General features: G+C 70.2%; 15 protein-coding genes. 10 read left to right on the top strand and 5 right to left on the bottom strand.

Translation table 11 applies throughout. The features are described 5' to 3' along the window. Positions 1-10 precede the first annotated feature (10 nt). Positions 11-1,417 (top strand): FAD-dependent oxidoreductase, encoded by a 1,407-nt coding sequence (locus tag AQI70_RS14930; RefSeq protein WP_062149061.1) that lies wholly within the window; start codon positions 11-13, stop codon positions 1,415-1,417. 39 nt (positions 1,418-1,456) lie between these two features. Here the strand turns inward: AQI70_RS14930 and AQI70_RS14925 are convergent, their stop codons facing one another. Further along, positions 1,457-1,780 carry a hypothetical protein gene (locus AQI70_RS14925; protein WP_062149058.1) on the bottom strand — a complete coding sequence of 108 codons (324 nt, stop codon included), beginning with the start codon at positions 1,778-1,780 and terminating at the stop codon, positions 1,457-1,459. Between the two features lie 92 nt (positions 1,781-1,872). Between AQI70_RS14925 and AQI70_RS14920 the strand changes: the two genes are divergently transcribed. Continuing rightward, positions 1,873-2,697: a rhomboid family intramembrane serine protease gene (locus AQI70_RS14920; RefSeq protein ID WP_062149055.1), complete on the top strand. Its 825-nt coding sequence runs from the start codon at positions 1,873-1,875 to the stop codon at positions 2,695-2,697. A gap of 7 nt (positions 2,698-2,704) precedes the next feature. On the opposite strand, the gene hemE is transcribed toward AQI70_RS14920, so the two are convergent. Further along, positions 2,705-3,781, bottom strand: coding sequence for a uroporphyrinogen decarboxylase (gene hemE, locus AQI70_RS14915; RefSeq protein WP_062149051.1), 1,077 nt, complete (start codon positions 3,779-3,781; stop codon positions 2,705-2,707). 210 nt (positions 3,782-3,991) lie between these two features. On the opposite strand from hemE, the gene AQI70_RS14910 reads away from it, so the two are divergent. The 4 genes from AQI70_RS14910 (at position 3,992) to AQI70_RS14895 (ending at position 7,639) form a co-directional block, all read left to right on the top strand. After that, positions 3,992-4,669 (top strand): DUF3000 domain-containing protein, encoded by a 678-nt coding sequence (locus AQI70_RS14910; protein ID WP_079051308.1) that lies wholly within the window; start codon positions 3,992-3,994, stop codon positions 4,667-4,669. Between the two features lie 245 nt (positions 4,670-4,914). Beyond that, positions 4,915-5,577 (top strand): response regulator transcription factor, encoded by a 663-nt coding sequence (locus AQI70_RS14905; RefSeq protein WP_003997051.1) that lies wholly within the window; start codon positions 4,915-4,917, stop codon positions 5,575-5,577. Between the two features lie 251 nt (positions 5,578-5,828). Next, positions 5,829-6,137: a DUF4333 domain-containing protein gene (locus tag AQI70_RS14900; RefSeq protein WP_062149045.1), complete on the top strand. Its 309-nt coding sequence runs from the start codon at positions 5,829-5,831 to the stop codon at positions 6,135-6,137. Between the two features lie 221 nt (positions 6,138-6,358). After that, complete coding sequence (locus AQI70_RS14895) at positions 6,359-7,639, top strand: ribonuclease D (protein ID WP_079051307.1); 1,281 nt, start codon at positions 6,359-6,361, stop codon at positions 7,637-7,639. Between the two features lie 83 nt (positions 7,640-7,722). On the opposite strand, the gene AQI70_RS14890 is transcribed toward AQI70_RS14895, so the two are convergent. From AQI70_RS14890 to AQI70_RS14880, 3 genes are read right to left on the bottom strand one after another with little or no spacing between them, the layout of a single operon-like run. Continuing rightward, on the bottom strand, positions 7,723-8,553 hold the full coding sequence (locus AQI70_RS14890; RefSeq protein ID WP_062149040.1) for a carbohydrate ABC transporter permease: 831 nt from the start codon (positions 8,551-8,553) through the stop codon (positions 7,723-7,725). Further along, positions 8,550-9,497 carry a carbohydrate ABC transporter permease gene (locus tag AQI70_RS14885; protein WP_062149037.1) on the bottom strand — a complete coding sequence of 316 codons (948 nt, stop codon included), beginning with the start codon at positions 9,495-9,497 and terminating at the stop codon, positions 8,550-8,552. The genes AQI70_RS14890 and AQI70_RS14885 overlap by 4 nt, the downstream gene beginning before the upstream one ends. After that, a complete protein-coding gene (locus tag AQI70_RS14880) occupies positions 9,497-10,810 on the bottom strand; it encodes an ABC transporter substrate-binding protein (protein ID WP_062149034.1) in 1,314 nt (437 codons plus the stop codon). Before AQI70_RS14880 ends, AQI70_RS14885 begins: the two co-directional genes overlap by 1 nt. Positions 10,811-10,964: 154 nt before the next feature. On the opposite strand from AQI70_RS14880, the gene AQI70_RS14875 reads away from it, so the two are divergent. The 4 genes from AQI70_RS14875 (at position 10,965) to AQI70_RS14860 (ending at position 17,930) form a co-directional block, all read left to right on the top strand. Next, positions 10,965-13,334, top strand: a complete 2,370-nt coding sequence (locus AQI70_RS14875; protein ID WP_062149031.1) for a glycoside hydrolase family 2 protein — start codon at positions 10,965-10,967, stop codon at positions 13,332-13,334. Further along, entirely contained in the window at positions 13,331-14,365 is a 1,035-nt protein-coding gene (locus AQI70_RS14870; protein ID WP_062149028.1) for a LacI family DNA-binding transcriptional regulator, read from the top strand. Before AQI70_RS14875 ends, AQI70_RS14870 begins: the two co-directional genes overlap by 4 nt. 218 nt (positions 14,366-14,583) lie before the next feature. After that, positions 14,584-15,804: a thiolase family protein gene (locus AQI70_RS14865; RefSeq protein ID WP_062149025.1), complete on the top strand. Its 1,221-nt coding sequence runs from the start codon at positions 14,584-14,586 to the stop codon at positions 15,802-15,804. Next, positions 15,801-17,930 (top strand): 3-hydroxyacyl-CoA dehydrogenase NAD-binding domain-containing protein, encoded by a 2,130-nt coding sequence (locus AQI70_RS14860; RefSeq protein WP_062149022.1) that lies wholly within the window; start codon positions 15,801-15,803, stop codon positions 17,928-17,930. Before AQI70_RS14865 ends, AQI70_RS14860 begins: the two co-directional genes overlap by 4 nt. Positions 17,931-17,993 lie beyond the last annotated feature (63 nt).

Below are 17,993 nucleotides of genomic sequence, written 5' to 3'. Positions count from 1 at the left end.
GCGTGTTCGCATGAACATGAACGCTGCGAGGGGTGTGCCGGGAAAGCGGGAACGGCTGGTGGTGATCGGCGGCGACGCCGCGGGGATGTCCGCGGCGTCGCAGGCACGACGGCTCAGGGGCGCCGGGGAGCTGGAGATCGTGGCGTTCGAACGCGGCCACTTCACCTCCTTCTCGGCCTGCGGCATCCCGTACTGGGTGGGCGGCGACGTCGCCGACCGCGACCGGCTGATCGCGCGTTCGGCGGAGGAGCATCGCGCGCGGGACATCGACCTGCGGATGCGGACCGAGGTCACGGAGATCGACGTGGCCGGCGGCCGGGTACGCGCGCGTGACGTCGATTCCGGCGCCGAGTCCTGGACGTCGTACGACAAACTCGTCATCGCGACCGGCGCCCGCCCGATCCGCCCCGGCATTCCGGGCGTCGACGCCCCCGGTGTGCATGGCGTGCAGACCCTCGACGACGGCCAGGCCCTCATCGACACGCTGGCACGCACGCGTGGGCGCCGGGCGGTCGTGGTGGGCGCCGGATACATCGGCGTGGAGATGGCCGAGGCGCTCATCAACCGCGGCTACGAGGTGACCGTCGTCAACCGCGGCAGCGAACCCATGTCCACGCTCGACCCGGACATGGGCCGCCTGGTGCACCGGGCCATGGAGGGCCTCGGCATCACCATGGTCGGCGACGCCGAGGTGACCAAGATCCTCACCGGGGAGGACGGCCGGGTGCGGGCGGTGGCCACGGAGGACGCCGAGTACCCCGCGGACGTGGTCGTCCTGGGCATCGGCGTCCGCCCCGAGACGGCCCTCGCCCGGGCGGCCGGCCTGCCCCTGGGCAGCCACGACGGCCTACTGACCGACCTGGCCATGCGGGTGCGCGGCCACGAGAACATCTGGGCGGGCGGCGACTGCGTGGAGGTCCTCGACCTGGTCTCCGGCCAGGAACGCCACATCGCCCTCGGCACCCACGCCAACAAACACGGCCAGGTCATCGGCACGAACGTCGCCGGCGGCTACGCCACGTTCCCCGGCGTGGTCGGCACGGCCGTCAGCAAGGTCTGCGATCTGGAGATCGCCCGCACGGGCCTGCGCGAGAAGGACGCGCGCAGGGCCGGCCTGCAGTACGTCACGGCCACGATCGAGTCGACGAGCCGCGCGGGGTACTACCCGAACGCCTCCCCCATGACGGTCAAGATGCTGGCCGAACGTCGCACAGGGCGGCTCCTGGGCGTCCAGATCGTCGGCAGGGAGGGCGCGGGGAAGCGGGTGGACATCGCGGCGGTGGCACTGACGGCGGGAATGACGGTGGAGCAGATGACCTCCCTGGACCTGGGGTACGCCCCGCCGTTCTCCCCGGTGTGGGACCCGGTGCTGGTGGCCGCCCGCAAAGCGGTGAAGGCGGTGGGACAGCCGGCCTAGGGGCGCGGGGCTGCATCGACCCGCACCCCTGCGGCGCTCCTAGGCGGTCCCGTTGATCCGCTCGATCGCCTGGCGGGCCTGCTCCGTCGGCGCCCGGGAAGGCAACGGCGACACGGACGCACTGGCCGGCATGGCGCCGGCCGCCTGCTCCCCCGCCGGCTTCGCATGCGCGGCGGCCCTCGCCGACCGCAACCGATGGCTGACGGCCTCGTCCAACGTCACCGGCCGCTGCATCTGCGAGGCCAGCCGCCCCGCCTCCTGCCCCAGCCGGGCGACGTCTTCCCACGGCAGCCGCAGCACCACGGCGAGCTCGGCCTCACCGTCGGGCAACGCGTGGATCGGAGGAGTAACTCGGTCGTTCATCACCTGTTCCTCACGTAGGTTGCCGAGACATACGCACGCGGCACCGACGACGTTCACCGATTCGCCGGACGTATCCCGGGCACATACCTGTCGTGGTCATCCCCGTCCATGACGTGAACCCGGTGCGCCGCACCCCCTGGGTGACATACGCGCTGATCACCGCGAACGTCTTCGTCTTCCTGTCCACGCCCGGCATCACCGGCTCCGTGGCCGGGGAGAGCAGCCTGGCCCAGCTGTGCCATCTGCACGCGTTCCTGGACCAGTACGCGGCGGTGCCGCGCGAGTTGATCCACGACCAGATGCCGAGAGTGGTCCCCACGGGTGAGGTCGCCCTCGGCCCCCAGGGTCCCGGCTGTGTGCTCGGCACGCCGGACTACGACAAGTCCCCGGTGCTGTCCGTCCTCACCGCCATGTTCCTGCACGGCAGCTGGCTGCACCTGCTGGGCAACCTGCTCTTCCTGCTGATCTTCGGCAACAACATCGAGGACCGCCTGGGCCACGTGCGGTACGTCCTCTTCTACGTCGTCTGCGGCTACGCGGCGTCGTACGGCTTCGCGCTCCTCAACGCCGACTCCGCCGAGCCGCTGATCGGCGCGTCCGGGGCGATCGCGGGCGTACTGGGCGCCTATCTCGTGCTGTATCCGAGGGCCCGGGTGTGGGTCCTGGTCCCGTTCCTGATCTTCCTGCCGCTGCGGCTGCCCGCCTGGCTGGTGCTCGGGTTCTGGTTCGTGCTGCAGGCGGTGTACTCGTCCGGCGAAGGCGTCTCCGAGGCGGGCACCGTGGCGTACGCGGCACACATCGTCGGCTTCGTGGCCGGCATGGCGCTGGCCTGGCCGCTGCGCCCGGGCACCCCACCGCCGCCGGAGCCGGGCGGCCTGCTGTTCGGCAGGCGGGCCCGGCCTCGGCACACCTGGTGAGCGCGGCCTACCGGGCGGTGCGGGTGTGGACGTACTCGACGAGCCGGGTCAGGCTGTCCGGGTCGGTGGCGGGCATGACCCCGTGGCCGAGGTTGAAGACATGCCCCTCCAGACCGGCCGCGGCGTCGAGCACCTCGCGGGTCTTGGCCTCGACCGCCTCCGGGGTGGCGAACAGGACGGTCGGGTCGAGGTTGCCCTGGAGCGCCTTGCCGGGGCCGACGCGACGGGCGGCCTCGTCCAGCGGGACCCGCCAGTCGACGCCGACGACGTCCGCACCGGCCTCGCCCATGAGCTTCAGCAGCTCACCGGTGCCGACGCCGAAGTGGATGCGCGGGACGCCGTACCCGGCGACGGCGTCGAAGACCTTCGCCGAGGCCGGCATCACCGAGCGGCGGTAGTCGGTGGGGGCCAGGGCGCCGGCCCAGGAGTCGAAGAGCTGGACCGCGGAGGCGCCGGCCTCGATCTGGACCTTCAGGAAGGCGGCCGTGATGTCGGCGAGGCGGTCGAGCAGGTCGGCCCAGAGCTCCGGGTCGCCGTACATCATCGCCTTGGCGTTCTCGTACGTGCGGGACGGACCGCCCTCGACGAGGTAGCTCGCGAGGGTGAAAGGGGCGCCGGCGAAACCGATGAGCGGGGTGGCGCCGAGCTCGCGGGTGAGCAGGCCGATGGCCTCGGTTACGTAGGAGACGTCCTCGGGGGTCAGGTCACGCAGCCGGTCCAGGTCGGCGCGGGTGCGGATGGGCTGCTCGACGACCGGGCCGACGCCGGGCTTGATGTCGAGGTCGATGCCGATGGCCTTGAGCGGGACGACGATGTCGCTGAAGTAGATCGCCGCGTCCACGCCGTGCCGGCGCACCGGCTGGAGGGTGATCTCGGTGACCAGCTCGGGCCGCATGCAGGACTCGAGCATCGGGATGCCCTCGCGGACCTTGCGGTACTCCGGCAGGGAGCGCCCGGCCTGCCGCATGAACCACACGGGCGTGTGCGGCACGGGTTCGCGCCTGCACGCCTTGAGGAAGGCGGAGTCTTTGACTGCGTCGGGCGTGGCGGTCGGCGGCGTCGGCTGCGTGTCGTTGGCACTCACGGGGGCAAGTCTCGCACGACGCGGGTCGGCACAAGTCAGCCTGTTCGGCGGTACCCCTTGCCGGGACAGCCGGGGGGAGGTGGGAGGGCGCGACCCCTTCAGGGCCGCGGCGGGGGTATGGGGGCGGCAGCCCCCGGTGGCGGCCACGCCGACGCCGGGCACGGGGTGTCTAGCTCAGCACGGAGCCCCGGTTCCCCTTAACCTTCCGGCATGGCTGCGGCTCAGGAACGACTGTCGGACGGCACTGGCGGAATGGATGACGCGAAGGAGACCGGGGAGGCGGACGGGCATTCGAGCAGTACGGCTCCGCTGGCTTTCCGAGCCGCGGTCGAGGCGCTGCGCAGCAGTCGGTTGCGGCCGCAGATCGAGGTCGCGCAGACGAAGGCACCCCAGCGCCTGGCCCCGTACGCGTACGCGCTGGAGGCCACCGTCGTCGACGGCGACCAGGACCTGGCCGACGGCCGCCTGGTGCTGCTGCACGACCCGGCGGGCCACGACGCCTGGCGGGGCACCTTCCGGCTGGTGACCCTCGTGCGGGCGGAGCTGGAGCCGGAGATGGCCGCCGACCCGCTGCTGCCCGACGTGTGCTGGTCCTGGCTGACGGGCGCGCTGCAGGCGCGCGGGCTGTCGTACGGCGAACCGAGCGGCACCGTCACGCGTGCCAGCTCCCACTACTTCGGCGGTCTCGCCGAGCGCCCGGCGGCCTCGCAGATCGAGATCCGCGCCTCCTGGACGCCCCTCGAGGGCCTGGGCGGCATCCCGGACACCGCGGGCCACCTGGCGTCCTGGTGCGACCTGCTCGCCCAGGTCGCGGGCCTGCCGCCGGCGGGTCCGGGCGACGCGTCCGTGGTGACGCTGCCGCAGCGTCGCGGCCCGCAGTCCCGCTGACCGCCACGGTCCCCTTGCCCACCGCACCCGTGATCGCCACCCACTTGACCATCACTTTGTCGATACGGCCACTTTCGGTCAGGAACAGTCCCTGATCGAACCGATTCAATCGCCGAACGATCGACCATGCGTCCGAATTGCCCCGATTGTTACTCACTAAATCGTGATCTTTCCCTAAAGGGCCACGGGTTTGGTGCCGAAGACGACTGTGACCTTGAAAGCCGTCCCCGCACCCAGGAGGCCTGGTGTCCGTTCTCCTCGAGCAGCCCGCAAGCCTGGTCGCCTACCGCCCGAACAAGCCGACCGCCATGGTGGTCGTGGCCGATCCCCGCGTCCGCTCCACCGTCACCCGCCATCTCTGGGCGCTCGGTGTGCGCGATGTCATCGAGGCCTCGTCCATCGCGGAGGCTCGTCCCCGCATCGGCAACCCCCGCGACATCTGCGTCGCCGACGTCCACCTGCCCGACGGCTCCGGCCTCACCCTCCTGTCGGAGACCCGCGCCGCGGGCTGGCCCAACGGCCTCGCCCTCTCCGCCGCCGACGACATCGGCGCGGTACGCAACGCCCTCGCCGGCGGCGTGAAGGGTTACGTCGTCACCGGCACCCGCACCAACGTCGGGCTCCCCACCCGGCCCGGTGCGGCCCCCATCGGCGCTGCCGCCGCCCGTATGCACCGTCGCCACCCGGGTGCTCCGAGCCACCCGGGCGGCTACCGCGAGCTCTCCGGTCGTGAGGTCGAGGTGCTGCGGCTGGTGGCGGAGGGCCAGTCGAACAAGGCGATCGGCGTCTCGATGGGCCTGTCCGCGCTTACCGTCAAGAGCCACCTCGCCCGCATCGCCCGCAAGCTCGGCACCGGTGACCGCGCCGGCATGGTCGCCGTGGCCCTGCGGACGGGCATCATCCACTGACCGTCCACCGCCGTCGGACGACCTCCGGCGCATGCCATTGAAACCCTTGATCATTCACTGACGTGACCGGGATCGGCCGCTGATTCCCGCCGCGTCCCCCACCTGTCGTGAACCGGATCCCGCACTCGGCTGACTGGTTGACGACCCTCAGGCGCCCGCCGACGGAACGTTCCGTCGGCGGGCGCTGTCCATCCACGGACCCCCTCGGAGACGGAGGCAAGTGAAGATCACTCGCGGGCGGGAGCGGGAGGATGCGAAGAGCCGCCGGGCGGGCAGTCCGGGCTGATGGACAGGTGCGCTGTTGGGGGGGCTGCTCGGTGGAGGCCAAGCTGTCCAAGGACGAGGTGGCGAACACGGTGGCCGAGAAGCTCGCCGCGCAGACGGGGCAGCCGAAGCCGGACGTCACCTGCCCCGAGGACCTCGTCGGCAAGGTCGGCACCTCGCTGCGCTGCAAGCGCAGCGCGAGCGACGGCACCAGCCTCGGCGTGACCGTCAGGGTCACCTCCGTCGACGGCAACGCCATCAAGTACGACATCAAGGCCGACGAGACGGTCTCCTGAGCCGGACCATGCGGCTGCGCACCATGGAGCTTCCCGGCAGGGATCGTCCCCGCCGGGTGTGCGGAGCCTGGTGAGAGCGCTGGGCAGGGCACATCGAGGGCACGCGTGGCCGAGAAGCAACGGTAGGACGCGAGAAACGACGAGACGTGTTTTCGCAGGTCAGCGACAGCATGTCCAGAAGGTGCAGGTCAGACGTTCGCTCGGACAGATACCCTTGACATGTGACCGACGCCCAAGAGACCGCAGCAGACAGTTCACTGCGAACCACCGGAGGCGCCCCTCCGGACGACGGCGGATCTTCTGTTACGGAGGCGCCGATCCCTTTGCTGGAGCCCCGCGAGGGCATTCCGCCCGTGATCGCCGACGAGGCGGCGCTCGCTGAAGTGATCGCCGCCTTCACCGCGGGCTCGGGCCCCGTCGCCGTCGACGCCGAACGCGCGTCCGGGTACCGCTACGGCCAGCGCGCCTATCTGGTGCAGCTGCGCCGCGAGGGTGCCGGCTCCGCGCTGATCGACCCCGTGGCCTGTCCGGATCTGTCCGCTCTCGGCGAGGCGCTCTCCGGCGTGGAGTGGGTGCTGCACGCAGCCACCCAGGATCTGCCCTGTCTGCGTGAGATAGGCATGATGCCGACCCGGCTGTTCGACACCGAGCTGGCCGGGCGGCTCGCCGGGTTCCCCAGAGTCGGTCTCGGCGCGATGGTCGAGAGCGTGCTCGGGTACGTGCTGGAGAAGGGCCACTCGGCCGTCGACTGGTCGACCCGGCCGCTGCCCGAGCCCTGGCTGCGGTATGCGGCGCTGGACGTCGAGCTCCTGGTAGACCTGCGCGACGCGCTGGAGAAGGAACTGGACCGGCAGGGGAAGCTGGAGTGGGCGCGGGAGGAGTTCGCCGCGATCGCGGCCGCGCCGCCGGCCGAGCCGCGCAAGGACCCGTGGCGGCGGACGTCCGGGATGCACAAGGTGCGGCGGCGTCGGCAGCTGGCCGTGGTGCGGGAGCTGTGGCAGACACGGGATCGCATTGCCCAGAAGCGGGATGTGTCGCCGGGCAAGGTGCTGAGTGACGCGGCCATCGTGGAGGCCGCGCTCGCCATGCCGGGGAATGTGCATGCCCTCTCTGCCCTGAATGGGTTCGGGCAGCGGATGGGGCGGCGGCAGCTGGAGCAGTGGCAGTCCGCCGTGGATCGGGCGAAGGCCTTGGCCGAGTCGCAGTTGCCGTCGCCCGGGCAGCCGGTGACCGGGCCTCCGCCGCCGCGGGCGTGGGCCGACAAGGATCCGGCCGCCGCGGCGCGCCTGTCCGCGGCTCGGGCCGCCGTGTCCGCGCTCGCCGAGCAGCTCGATATGCCGCAGGAGAACCTGATCACGCCGGACACCGTGCGGCGGCTCTGCTGGGAGCCCCCGAAGGTCGTCGACGCCGAGTCGGTCGCGGAGGCGCTGGCCGGTCACGGTGCTCGGGCCTGGCAGGTCGAGCAGGTCACGCCGGTCCTGGTTGCTGCTCTGTCCGCCTAGCCGCCGTAGCGGGCTCTGACGTACGGCGGCTGCGGGTTCGTCGTGGCTGGTCGCGCAGACCCCGCGCGCCTATGGGACGCCCATCACCTGGTCGCTCCTCGCATGAAGCCGTTGTAGATGAACCTCTGCAGGCTCAGGAAGACGACCAGGGTCGGCAGGACGACCAGGATGGCTCCGGCCGAGATCGTTTCCCAGTGGGCCGCATAGGGGCCGCGGAAGCGGAAGAGGGACGTCGAGATCACGCCAAGATCTTCGGAGGGCATGTAGAGGAAGGGGATGTAGAAGTCGTTGTAGACGGTGATCCCCTTGACGATGACCACCGTCGCCATGGCCGGCTTCAGCAGCGGGAAGATGATCTTTCGGTAGATCGTGAAGGTGTTGGCGCCCTCCAGGCGGGCCGACTCGTCGAGGGAGATGGGGATGGACCGGACGAACTGCAGAAAGATGTAGATCGAGACGATGTCCGTGCCCATGTAGAGCGCGATCGGCGCCCAGAGGGTGTCGAACATGCCGAAGCTGTTGACGATCTGGAAGGTCGCCACCTGGGTGGTCACGCCGGGGACCAGCGCGGCGATCAGGAAGAGCGCCACCACCAGCTTCTTGAAGCGGAAGGTGAAGCGGTCGATGGCGTACGCGGTCATCGAGCCGATGAGGACCGTGCCGCCGATGGCGAACACCAGGATGAAGGCCGTGTTGCCGAACGCCGAGAGCATACGGCCGTCCTGGAACGCGTCCGCGTAGTTGTGGAAGTTGAACAGGCTCTCAGGCAGCGACAGCGCCCCGTCGGCGTCCGCCATCTCCTTCTCGGTCTTGAGGGAGGTCAGCAGGACGACGACGAGCGGCAGCAGGACCACCCCCGTCGCGGCGATCAGCGACAGGTACACGAGGGTGCGGGCGACTGTACGGCGCGTCATACGAGATCAACCTTGTCGTCGGGGACCAGGCGCCGCTGGATCCAGGTCACCAGGAGGATGATCAGGAGGAGGACCACGGCGGCCGCGGAGGCCAGGCCCGTCTTGCCGAACCGGAAGGCCAGGTTCACCGTCTGGATCACGAAGGTCTCCGTGCCGGTCGCCCCGCCGGTCATGATGTACGGGATCTCGAAGACCGAGAGCGAGCCGGAGATGGAGAGGATCACCGTCAGGGTGAGGACCGGCTTGATGCCGGGCGCGATGATGTGGCGGAACTGGTGCCAGCGGTTCGCGCCGTCCAGTTCCGCCGCCTCGTACAGCTCCCCCGGGATCGACTGGATCGCGCCCAGCAACAGGACGAAGTTCAGGCCCAGGTAGCGCCAGACCGACACGCCCGCGAGTGCGGTGTTGGCGGAGAACGGCGTGCCGAGCCAGGCGTGGTCCGTCCGGACGCCGAACAGGCTCAGCACCGAGTCGAGGGTGCCGCCGTCCTGGAAGAAGTAGAGGAAGACGAAACCGATCGCGACCCCGTTGATCAGATACGGGAAGAAGAGCACGCCCTTGAAGAAGTTCCGGAAGCGGACGTTGAAGCTCAGGATCGTCGCGAAGTAGAGAGCGGCGATGATCTGGACGGCGGAGGCGGCGAGGTAGTAGCCGCTCACGAAGAAGACCCGGAAGAGGTCCTCGCGGGTGAAGATCTCCGTGTAGTTCCCGGCGCCGGTGTAGTGCAGTTCCGGGCTCACGCCGTCCCAGTCGGTGAAGCTGTACGCGAGCATGTTCGCGACCGGCGCGTAGGTGAAGGTGACCAGCAGCGCGAGCGGGGCGATCAGGAAGAGCCAGGGGGTGACGCCACGTCGGACGCGTGCCCGGCGCGGGGGCGGGGCGGGGGCGGGCGGTGCCGCCCCCGCGGCGGTCTCGACGACCGTCTTCCGGGTGGTGTCCGTCATCAGGACCCCAGGTTCTTCCGGGCGTCCGTCCAGCGCTTGCTGAGGTCGGCGAAGAAGTCGTCGAGGCTGCCGTCCCGGGCCCCGCGGGCGAGGTCGACCAGGTTCTGCCGGTACTCGGGGGCGTTGATGCCGACCTCCGAGTCGCTGTCGATCTGCTTGACCTGGGCGCCCTTGGCGTCGTTCACCTCGATGAACTTCACGCCCGCCGCCTCGTACGGCTTCATCACCTCGGGCAGCGGGGCGCCCTTCAGCGGGGAGATGGCCAGGTTGTCCTCGACGTAGCCGGACTTGTCGGTGAACCAGTCGATCCAGGCGCGGGCCGCCTCCTTGTGCGGGGAGTGGATGTTGATGCCCTGGTTGTAGTCGGGACCGATGACCGAGCAGAACTTGCCGTCGACCTGGGCCGGGAAGGGCATGAAGCCGATGTCGTCGGGGTTGACGCCGGCCTTCTTGGCGGCGTCCTTGAACTGGACGATCGCCCAGGTGCCGAGCCACTGGGTGGCGATCTCGCCCTTCGCGGTCCTGGCCTTGGACTCCTCCCAGTTGCTGGTCGTGGGGTCCTTCTCGACCAGGCCCTGCTTCACCATGTCGTGGAGCAGCGTGTCGCCGACCCGCAGATCGGCGCCCTTCGCCCACGGGTCTCCCTCGGCGAGCTTGTCGGTCGCCTTCGGGTCGCAGTGGACCGAGCCGTTGACTGACGTCCAGCCGCTGAGCGTCCAGCCGGCCGCGAAGTTGGTGTAGTAGGGGATCGCGTCGGTCTTGGCCTTGATGGCCTTGAGGTCGTCGAGGAACTCGGCCGGAGTGGTGGGCCACTCGGTGACCCCGGCCTCCCTCCAGATCCGCTTGTTGTAGACGAAACCGGGGCTCACACCGACCGGACTCTGCCCGTAGACCTTGCCGTCGACGGTGGTGAAGTCGGTGAAGCGGTACTTCTTGCCGCGCTCCTCCTGGGTGCCCAGGGAGGCGAAGAACTTCGGGTAGTCCGCCTTCTTGATGACGGCGGGGATCAGCAGGACGTCGCCGTAGTTCTTCGTGTTCATACGGATCTTGACCTCGGCCTCGTAGTCCGTGAGCCCGTCGAACTCGACCTTGACCTTCGGATAGACCTTGTTGAACTCGGCGGCGTACCGCTTCAGCGTGCCGTCCTGGATCAGGTCGGTCCGCACGGTGAGGACCTGGATGGTTCCGGTGACCTTCGACGGGTCGTCGGGCGCTTCGGCCTCCGCGCCTTGCGACGAGCCTCCGGTGCCGGTGCAGGCGGGGACCAGCAGTGCCGTTCCGACGACCATGGCGAGGATGTGACGGCGGTTCATGTGCATCAGCTCCGTTCTCGGGACGGACGAGCACGAGCGGGTTGGCTGGTTCGGAACTCTGACAGCGTTGTCTTAACCGGTAAAGTCCCTATCTCGCCAACGATGCCAAAATGTGTCCCCAGCACTGGACTTGATCGGTTTAGGGAGTGCGCGCATGCTTCAGGCCACACCGCTCACCGAGGGATGGACCGTGCGGCACGAGGGAGCCGCGCTCCCCGCCGTCGTGCCGGGCTGTGTCCACACCGACCTGCTGACGGCCGGGATGATCCCGGACCCCTTCCTCGGGCGGAACGAGGCCGAGGTCGCGTGGGTGGGGCGGCGGGAGTGGACGTACGAGACCGACCTGGAGTGCGTCGACGGGCATGAGCAGAGCGACCTCGTCTTCGAGGGGCTCGACACCGTCGCCGAGGTCACGCTCGACGGTCAACTCCTCGGCCGGACACGGAACATGCACCGCTCCTACCGTTTCGATGTGACGGGGCTCCAGGGGCGGCTCGCCGTGCGGTTCGTCTCCGCCTACGCCGAGGCCGAGGCCGTGCGCGGCAAGGTGGGCGAGCGGCCGGCCGCCTATGCCGAGCCCTACCAGTACATCCGCAAGATGGCCTGCTCCTTCGGCTGGGACTGGGGGCCGACCCTGGTGACGGCCGGGATCTGGCGGCCGGTGCGCCTGGAGCACTGGTCGACGGCCCGCATCGCCCGCGTACGGCCCCTGGTGACCGTCGCACAGGGCGCGGGGCAGGTCGAGTTGGCGGTCGAAGTCGAGCGGACCCGGGTCGAGGCACCGCTCACCGTCGAGGCCACGGTCGGCGGGGTGCGGGCGCGGGCCGTGGTCGACGGGACGGGTGGGGTCGTACGGCTGACCGTGCCGGACGCGGCGCTGTGGTGGCCTCGCGGGTATGGCGAACAGCCGCTGCACGACGTCGAGTTGACGCTTCGGCACGGGGACGACGTGCTGGACGTGTGGCGACGGCGGATCGGCTTCCGGACCGTCGAACTGGACCGCCGGCCCGACGCGCACGGCACCGGCTTCACCCTGGTCGTCAACGGCGCGCGGCTCTTCGCACGCGGCGTCAACTGGATCCCGGACGACGTGTTCCCGTCCCGGGTGACCCGCGAGCGCTACCGGGAGCGGCTCGCGCAGGCGGCCGACGCGGGCGTGGATCTCGTACGGGTCTGGGGCGGCGGGATCTACGAGAGCGAGGACTTCTACGACGCCTGCGACGAGCTGGGGCTGCTGGTCTGGCAGGACTTCCCGTTCGCGTGCGCCGCCTACCCGGAGGAGCAGCCGCTGCGCGGGGAGGTGGAGGCCGAGGCCCGCGAGAACGTCGTACGGCTGATGCCGCATCCCTCGCTGGTGCTGTGGAACGGCAACAACGAGAACCTGTGGGGCTTTCGGGACTGGGACTGGGAGCGGCGGCTGGCCGGGGACTCCTGGGGCGAGGGGTACTACCTGGGCGTGCTGCCGCGGGTGGCGGCCGAGCTGGATCCGACGCGGCCGTACACGGTGGGCAGCCCCTGGTCCGGGTCGTGGGAGCGGCATCCGAACGATCCGGCACACGGCACGCACCACTCGTGGGAGGTGTGGAACCGGGAGGACTACGCCGACTACCGGCTGAGCGTGCCCCGCTTCGTGGCCGAGTTCGGCTGGCAGGCGCCGCCCGCGTACGCGACACTACGGCGCGCGCTGCCGGGCGAGGAACTCGCCCCGGACTCCCCCGGCATGCTGCACCACCAGAAGGCCGACGACGGCAACGGCAAGCTGCGGCGGGGGCTGGAGCGGCATTTCGTCTTCCCCGAGGGGGACTTCGACCGCTGGCACTACCTCACGCAGGTCAATCAGGCGCGGGCCGTCGCGGCCGGGATCGAGCACTGGCGGTCGCACTGGCCGGTGTGCGCGGGCACCGTCGTATGGCAGCTCAACGACTGCTGGCCGGTGACGTCCTGGGCGGCGATCGACGGGGACGGGCGGGCGAAGCCGCTGTACCACGAGCTGCGGCGGCTGTACGCGGACCGGCTGCTGACGCTTCAAGCGCGGGAGGGGTCACTGGAGTTGGCGGTGGTCAATCAGGGGGCGGCGAAGTGGGCGGGGGCGGTGCGGCTGCGGCGGATGTCCGTCGAGGGAGTGGTGGCCCGGGAGGTGAGTGTGGGGTTCGGTGCCGAGGGGCGGTCGGTGGCTCGCGTCGGCGTACCGAGGGAGCTGGAGCCCGTCGGGCCGAAGGAGTTCCTGGTGGCGGACGCGGACGGGCTGCGAGCCCTGCACTTCCCGGCCCCGGACCGGGAAATCCCGTACCCGCGACCGCAGTTCGACGTCTCCCTCACGCCCGGCGGGATCACGGTGACGGCCCGCACCCTCGTACGGGACCTGCTGCTCCAGGCCGACCGGCTGCACCCGGACGCGCGGGCCGACCGCGGGCTCGTGACGCTGCTGCCCGGCGAAGAGGTGACCATCGGTGTGCGCGGCTGGGAGACTCCTGACGCCGAGGCCGCACGATCAGCCCTGTACTGCATGGAGCCCAGCCGATGACGGCAACGCCGACCCCTCGCGTCACCATCAAGGACGTCGCCGCGCGCGCCGGTGTGTCCAAGGGTGCCGTGTCCCTCGCCTTCAACCACAAGCCGGGCCTGTCGGAGGCGACCCGGGACCGGATCTTCCGGGCCGCGCGGGAGCTGGGCTGGGCGCCGAACCTCACGGCGCGGACGCTGGCCGGTTCGCGGGTGGACGTGGTGGGGCTGGCGATCTGCCGGCCGGCCCGGCTGCTGGGGCTGGAGCCCTTCTACATGGAGTTCATCTCGGGCGTGGAGAGCGTGCTGACCGAGCACTCCTGCTCGCTGCTGCTGCGGCTCGTGCGGACCGTGGAGGAGGAGGTGGGGCTCCAGGAGGCCTGGTGGCGGGGGCGGCAGATCGGTGGGTCGATCCTGGTCGACTTCCGCGCGGACGACCCGAGAGTGGCGATGGCCGAGCGGCTCGGGATGCCGGTGGTCGCGGTCGGGCACCCGTCGCTGACCGGCGGACTGACGTCGGTGTGGACCGACGACGCCACCGCCGTGACGGAGGCCGTGCGGTATCTGGCCGCGCTGGGGCACCGGCGGGTCGCCCGGGTGGGCGGGGCGGCGGGCTTCGGCCACACGGCCATTCGTACGGCCGCCTTCGACGAAGCGGCGCGGGGGCTGGAGCTGGCGGGGGCGTTGCAGGTCGCGACCGACTTCTCGGGGGAGGCGGGGGCCAGGGCGACGCGTTCCCTGCTCACGGCCGCGCCGCCCGACCGCCCGACGGCGATCGTGTACGACAACGACATCATGGCGGTGGCGGGGCTGTCGGTGGCGGCCGAGATGGGGCTGCGGGTGCCGGAGGACGTGTCGCTGCTGGCGTGGGACGACTCGCAGTTGTGCCGGCTGACTCATCCGACCTTGTCCGCGATGAGTCATGACGTGCATGGGTTCGGGGCGGAGGTGGCTCGGACGTTGTTCGGGGTGATCATGGGGGATGGGGCCGGGTCGCATCCCGTGCCTACTCCGGTGCTGACTCCTCGGGGGTCCACAGCGCCGCCTAGGTGAGGTTTCGTCCGGGTCTGCGGTCTCGTTGTGGCTGGTCGCGCAGTTCCCCGCGCCCCTGAAGGGGCGCACCGGCACCGTCGGCCTCGATGTGACCTTCGCCGCTCCCGCCCCCAGGGGTGTGCAGCTACGTTACTCGTAAGTAGCATGGATCCTGAGCGCGCGCTCAGCGCTTGCGCAGCGCAGCAGTGCAGATCCCGCACCTCTGGAGGAGAGCCATCGTGCCTCGTACCGTCAGGGACGTCGTCTTCGTCGACGGCGTCCGCACCCCGTTCGGCAAGGCGGGCCCGAAGGGCATCTACCACGAGACCCGCGCCGACGACCTTGTCGTGAAGGCGATCCGGGAGCTGCTGCGCCGCAACCCCGGTCTCGACCCGAAGAAGATCGACGAGGTCGCCATCGCCGCGACCACGCAGATCGGTGACCAGGGCCTCACCCTCGGCCGTACGGCCGGCATCCTCGCCGGTCTGCCCCAGTCGGTGCCCGGCTACTCCATCGACCGCATGTGCGCCGGCGCCCTGACCGCCGTCACCAGCGTCGCGGGCTCCATCGCCTTCGGCGCCTACGACGCCGTCATCGCCGGTGGTGTCGAGCACATGGGCCGCCACCCCATGGGTGAGGGCGTGGACCCGAACCCGCGCTTCGTCAGCGAGAAGCTGGTCGACGAGTCGGCGCTGTTCATGGGCATGACGGCGGAGAACCTGCACGACCGCTACCCGCAGATCACCAAGCTGCGCGCCGACGAGTACGCCGTGCGCTCGCAGGAGAAGGCCGCCAAGGCGTACGCCAACGGCAAGATCCAGCAGGACCTGGTCCCGATCTCCGTGCGCCGGACCAACCCCGAGGCCGGCGAGACGGGCTGGGGCCTGGTGACGGCCGACGAGCCGATGCGCCCGGGCACGACCCTGGAGAACCTCCAGGGCCTGAAGACCCCGTTCCGTGTGCACGGCCGGGTCACCGCCGGTAACGCGGCCGGTCTGAACGACGGCGCCACCGCCTCGATCATCGCGTCCGAGGACTTCGCCCGCGAGAACAACCTCCCGGTGAAGATGCGCCTGGTCTCCTACGCCTTCGCGGGCGTCGAGCCGGAGGTCATGGGCTACGGCCCGATCCCGGCCACGGAGAAGGCCCTCGCCAAGGCGGGTCTGTCGATCGAGGACATCAACCTCTTCGAGATCAACGAGGCCTTCGCCGTCCAGGTCCTGGCCTTCCTCGACCACTACGGCATCGCGGACGACGACGAGCGCGTCAACCAGTACGGCGGCGCCATCGCCTTCGGTCACCCGCTCGCCTCCTCCGGCGTCCGTCTGATGACGCAGCTGGCCCGCCAGTTCGAGGAGCAGCCTCAGGTCCGCTACGGCCTGACCACCATGTGCGTCGGCTTCGGCATGGGCGCGACGGTCATCTGGGAGAACCCGCACTTCGACGGAGGCAACAAGTGAGCACCACCGCTGAGCTCCTGAAGGGCGCGGCCGAGCTGTTCCCGGACGAGGTCGTCACGAGCGCGCACGTACGCCACCTCGACCTGCCGTTCGGCGCCGGGCGCTTCGCCCTGATCACGCTGGACAACGGCTTCGACCACACCAAGCCGACCACCTTCGGCCCGCAGTCGCTGGCGAACCTGGGCGCCGCCCTCGACCAGGTCGAGAAGGAGGCCGCGGACGGCGACATCGTCGGCGTCGGCATCACCGGCAAGCCGTTCATCTTCGCGGTCGGCGCCGACCTCAAGGGCGTCGAGCTGCTGAAGAAGCACAAGGACGCGCTGGCCATCGGCAAGGGCGGTCACGAGGTCTTCAAGCGCCTCGCGGCCCTCGCGGTGCCGACCTTCGCGTACTACAACGGCGCCGCGATGGGCGGTGGCGTCGAGGTCGGTCTGCACTGCACGTACCGGACCGTCTCGAAGGCGCTCCCGGCGTTCTCGCTCCCCGAGGTCTTCCTCGGCCTGGTCCCCGGCTGGGGCGGCTGCACGATCCTGCCGAACCTGATCGGCGCCGACAAGGCCGTCCAGGTCATCATCGAGAACAGCCTCAACCAGAACAAGCAGCTCAAGGGCCAGCAGGTCTACGACCTCGGCATCGCCGACGCCATCTTCGAGGGCGCCGACTTCCTGGAGCAGTCGCTGATCTGGACGGCTCAGGTGCTGAAGGGCGACGTCGAGGTCGAGCGCCCGGTGATCGACCGCGGTGAGGCCTGGGACCAGGCCGTCGCCAAGGGCCGCTTCATCGCGGACGGCAAGGTGCACGGGGCCGCCCCGGCCGCCTACCGCGCCCTCGACATCATCGCCGCCGCCAAGAACGGCGACCTCCAGCAGGGCTACGACGCCGAGGACAAGGCCCTCGCCGACCTGATCATGGGTGGCGAACTGCGTGCCGGCATCTACGCCTTCAACCTGGTGCAGAAGCGCGGCAAGCGCCCGGCCGGTGCGCCGGACAAGAACCTGGCGCGTCCGGTCACGAAGGTCGGCGTCGTCGGCGCGGGCCTGATGGCCAGCCAGCTCGCCCTTCTCTTCCTGCGCCGCCTGGAGGTGCCGGTCGTGCTGACCGACATCGACCAGGAGCGCGTCGACAAGGGCGTGGGCTACGTCCACGCCGAGATCGACAAGCTGCTCGGCAAGGGCCGTATCAACCAGGACAAGGCCAACCGCCTCAAGGCCCTGGTCACCGGTGTCCTGGACAAGGCCGAGGGCTTCGCGGACGCGGACTTCATCATCGAGGCCGTGTTCGAGGAGATCGGCGTCAAGCAGCAGGTGTTCGCCGAGGTCGAGGCGGTCGCCCCGGCGCACGCGATCCTCGCCACCAACACCTCGTCCCTGTCGGTCTCCGAGATGGCGTCGAAGCTGAAGCACCCCGAGCGGGTCGTCGGCTTCCACTTCTTCAACCCGGTCGCGGTGCTGCCGCTGCTGGAGATCGTCCGCGGCGAGAAGACGGACGACGCCTCGCTGGCCACGGCGTTCGCCGTCGCCAAGAAGCTGAAGAAGACCGCGGTTCTGGTGAAGGACGCCCCGGCGTTCGTCGTGAACCGCATCCTCACCCGCTTCATGGGCGAGATCCAGAACGTCATCGACGAGGGCACGCCGGTCGAGGTCGCCGAGAAGGCGGTCGAGCCGCTGGGCCTGCCGATGTCGCCGCTGGTCCTCCTTGAGCTGGTCGGTCCCGCGATCGGTCTGCACGTCTCGGAGACCCTCAACCGGGCCTTCCCGGACCGCTTCAAGGTCTCCCCGAACCTCGCGGCCGTCGTCAAGGCGGGCAAGCGCGGCTTCTACGTCTACGACTCCGGCAAGCCGGAGCTGGACCCGGAGGTCGCCGCGCTGCTGAAGCAGGGCGATGTCGTCCTGACCGAGGAGCAGGTCCGTGCCCGTGTGCTGGACGCGGTCGCCCAGGAGATCGGGCTCATGCTCGACGAGGGCGTCGTCGCCGAGGCCCAGGACATCGACCTCTGCCTGATCACGGGCGCCGGCTGGCCCTTCCACCTGGGCGGCATCACGCCGTACCTGGACCGCGAGGGTGTCTCCGAGCGCGTGAACGGCAAGAAGTTCCTGGCGCCGGGCGTGGCGAGCGTCCCCGCGTAAGCGCTCCGCTGTGAACGCCGGTGCCCCGCATGCCGACTTGGTGTGCGGGGCACCGGCGTTTGT

Source organism: Streptomyces curacoi (assembly GCF_001513975.1).
GTDB lineage: Bacteria > Actinomycetota > Actinomycetes > Streptomycetales > Streptomycetaceae > Streptomyces > Streptomyces curacoi.
This window is presented reverse-complemented; position numbering and strand designations above follow the sequence as displayed.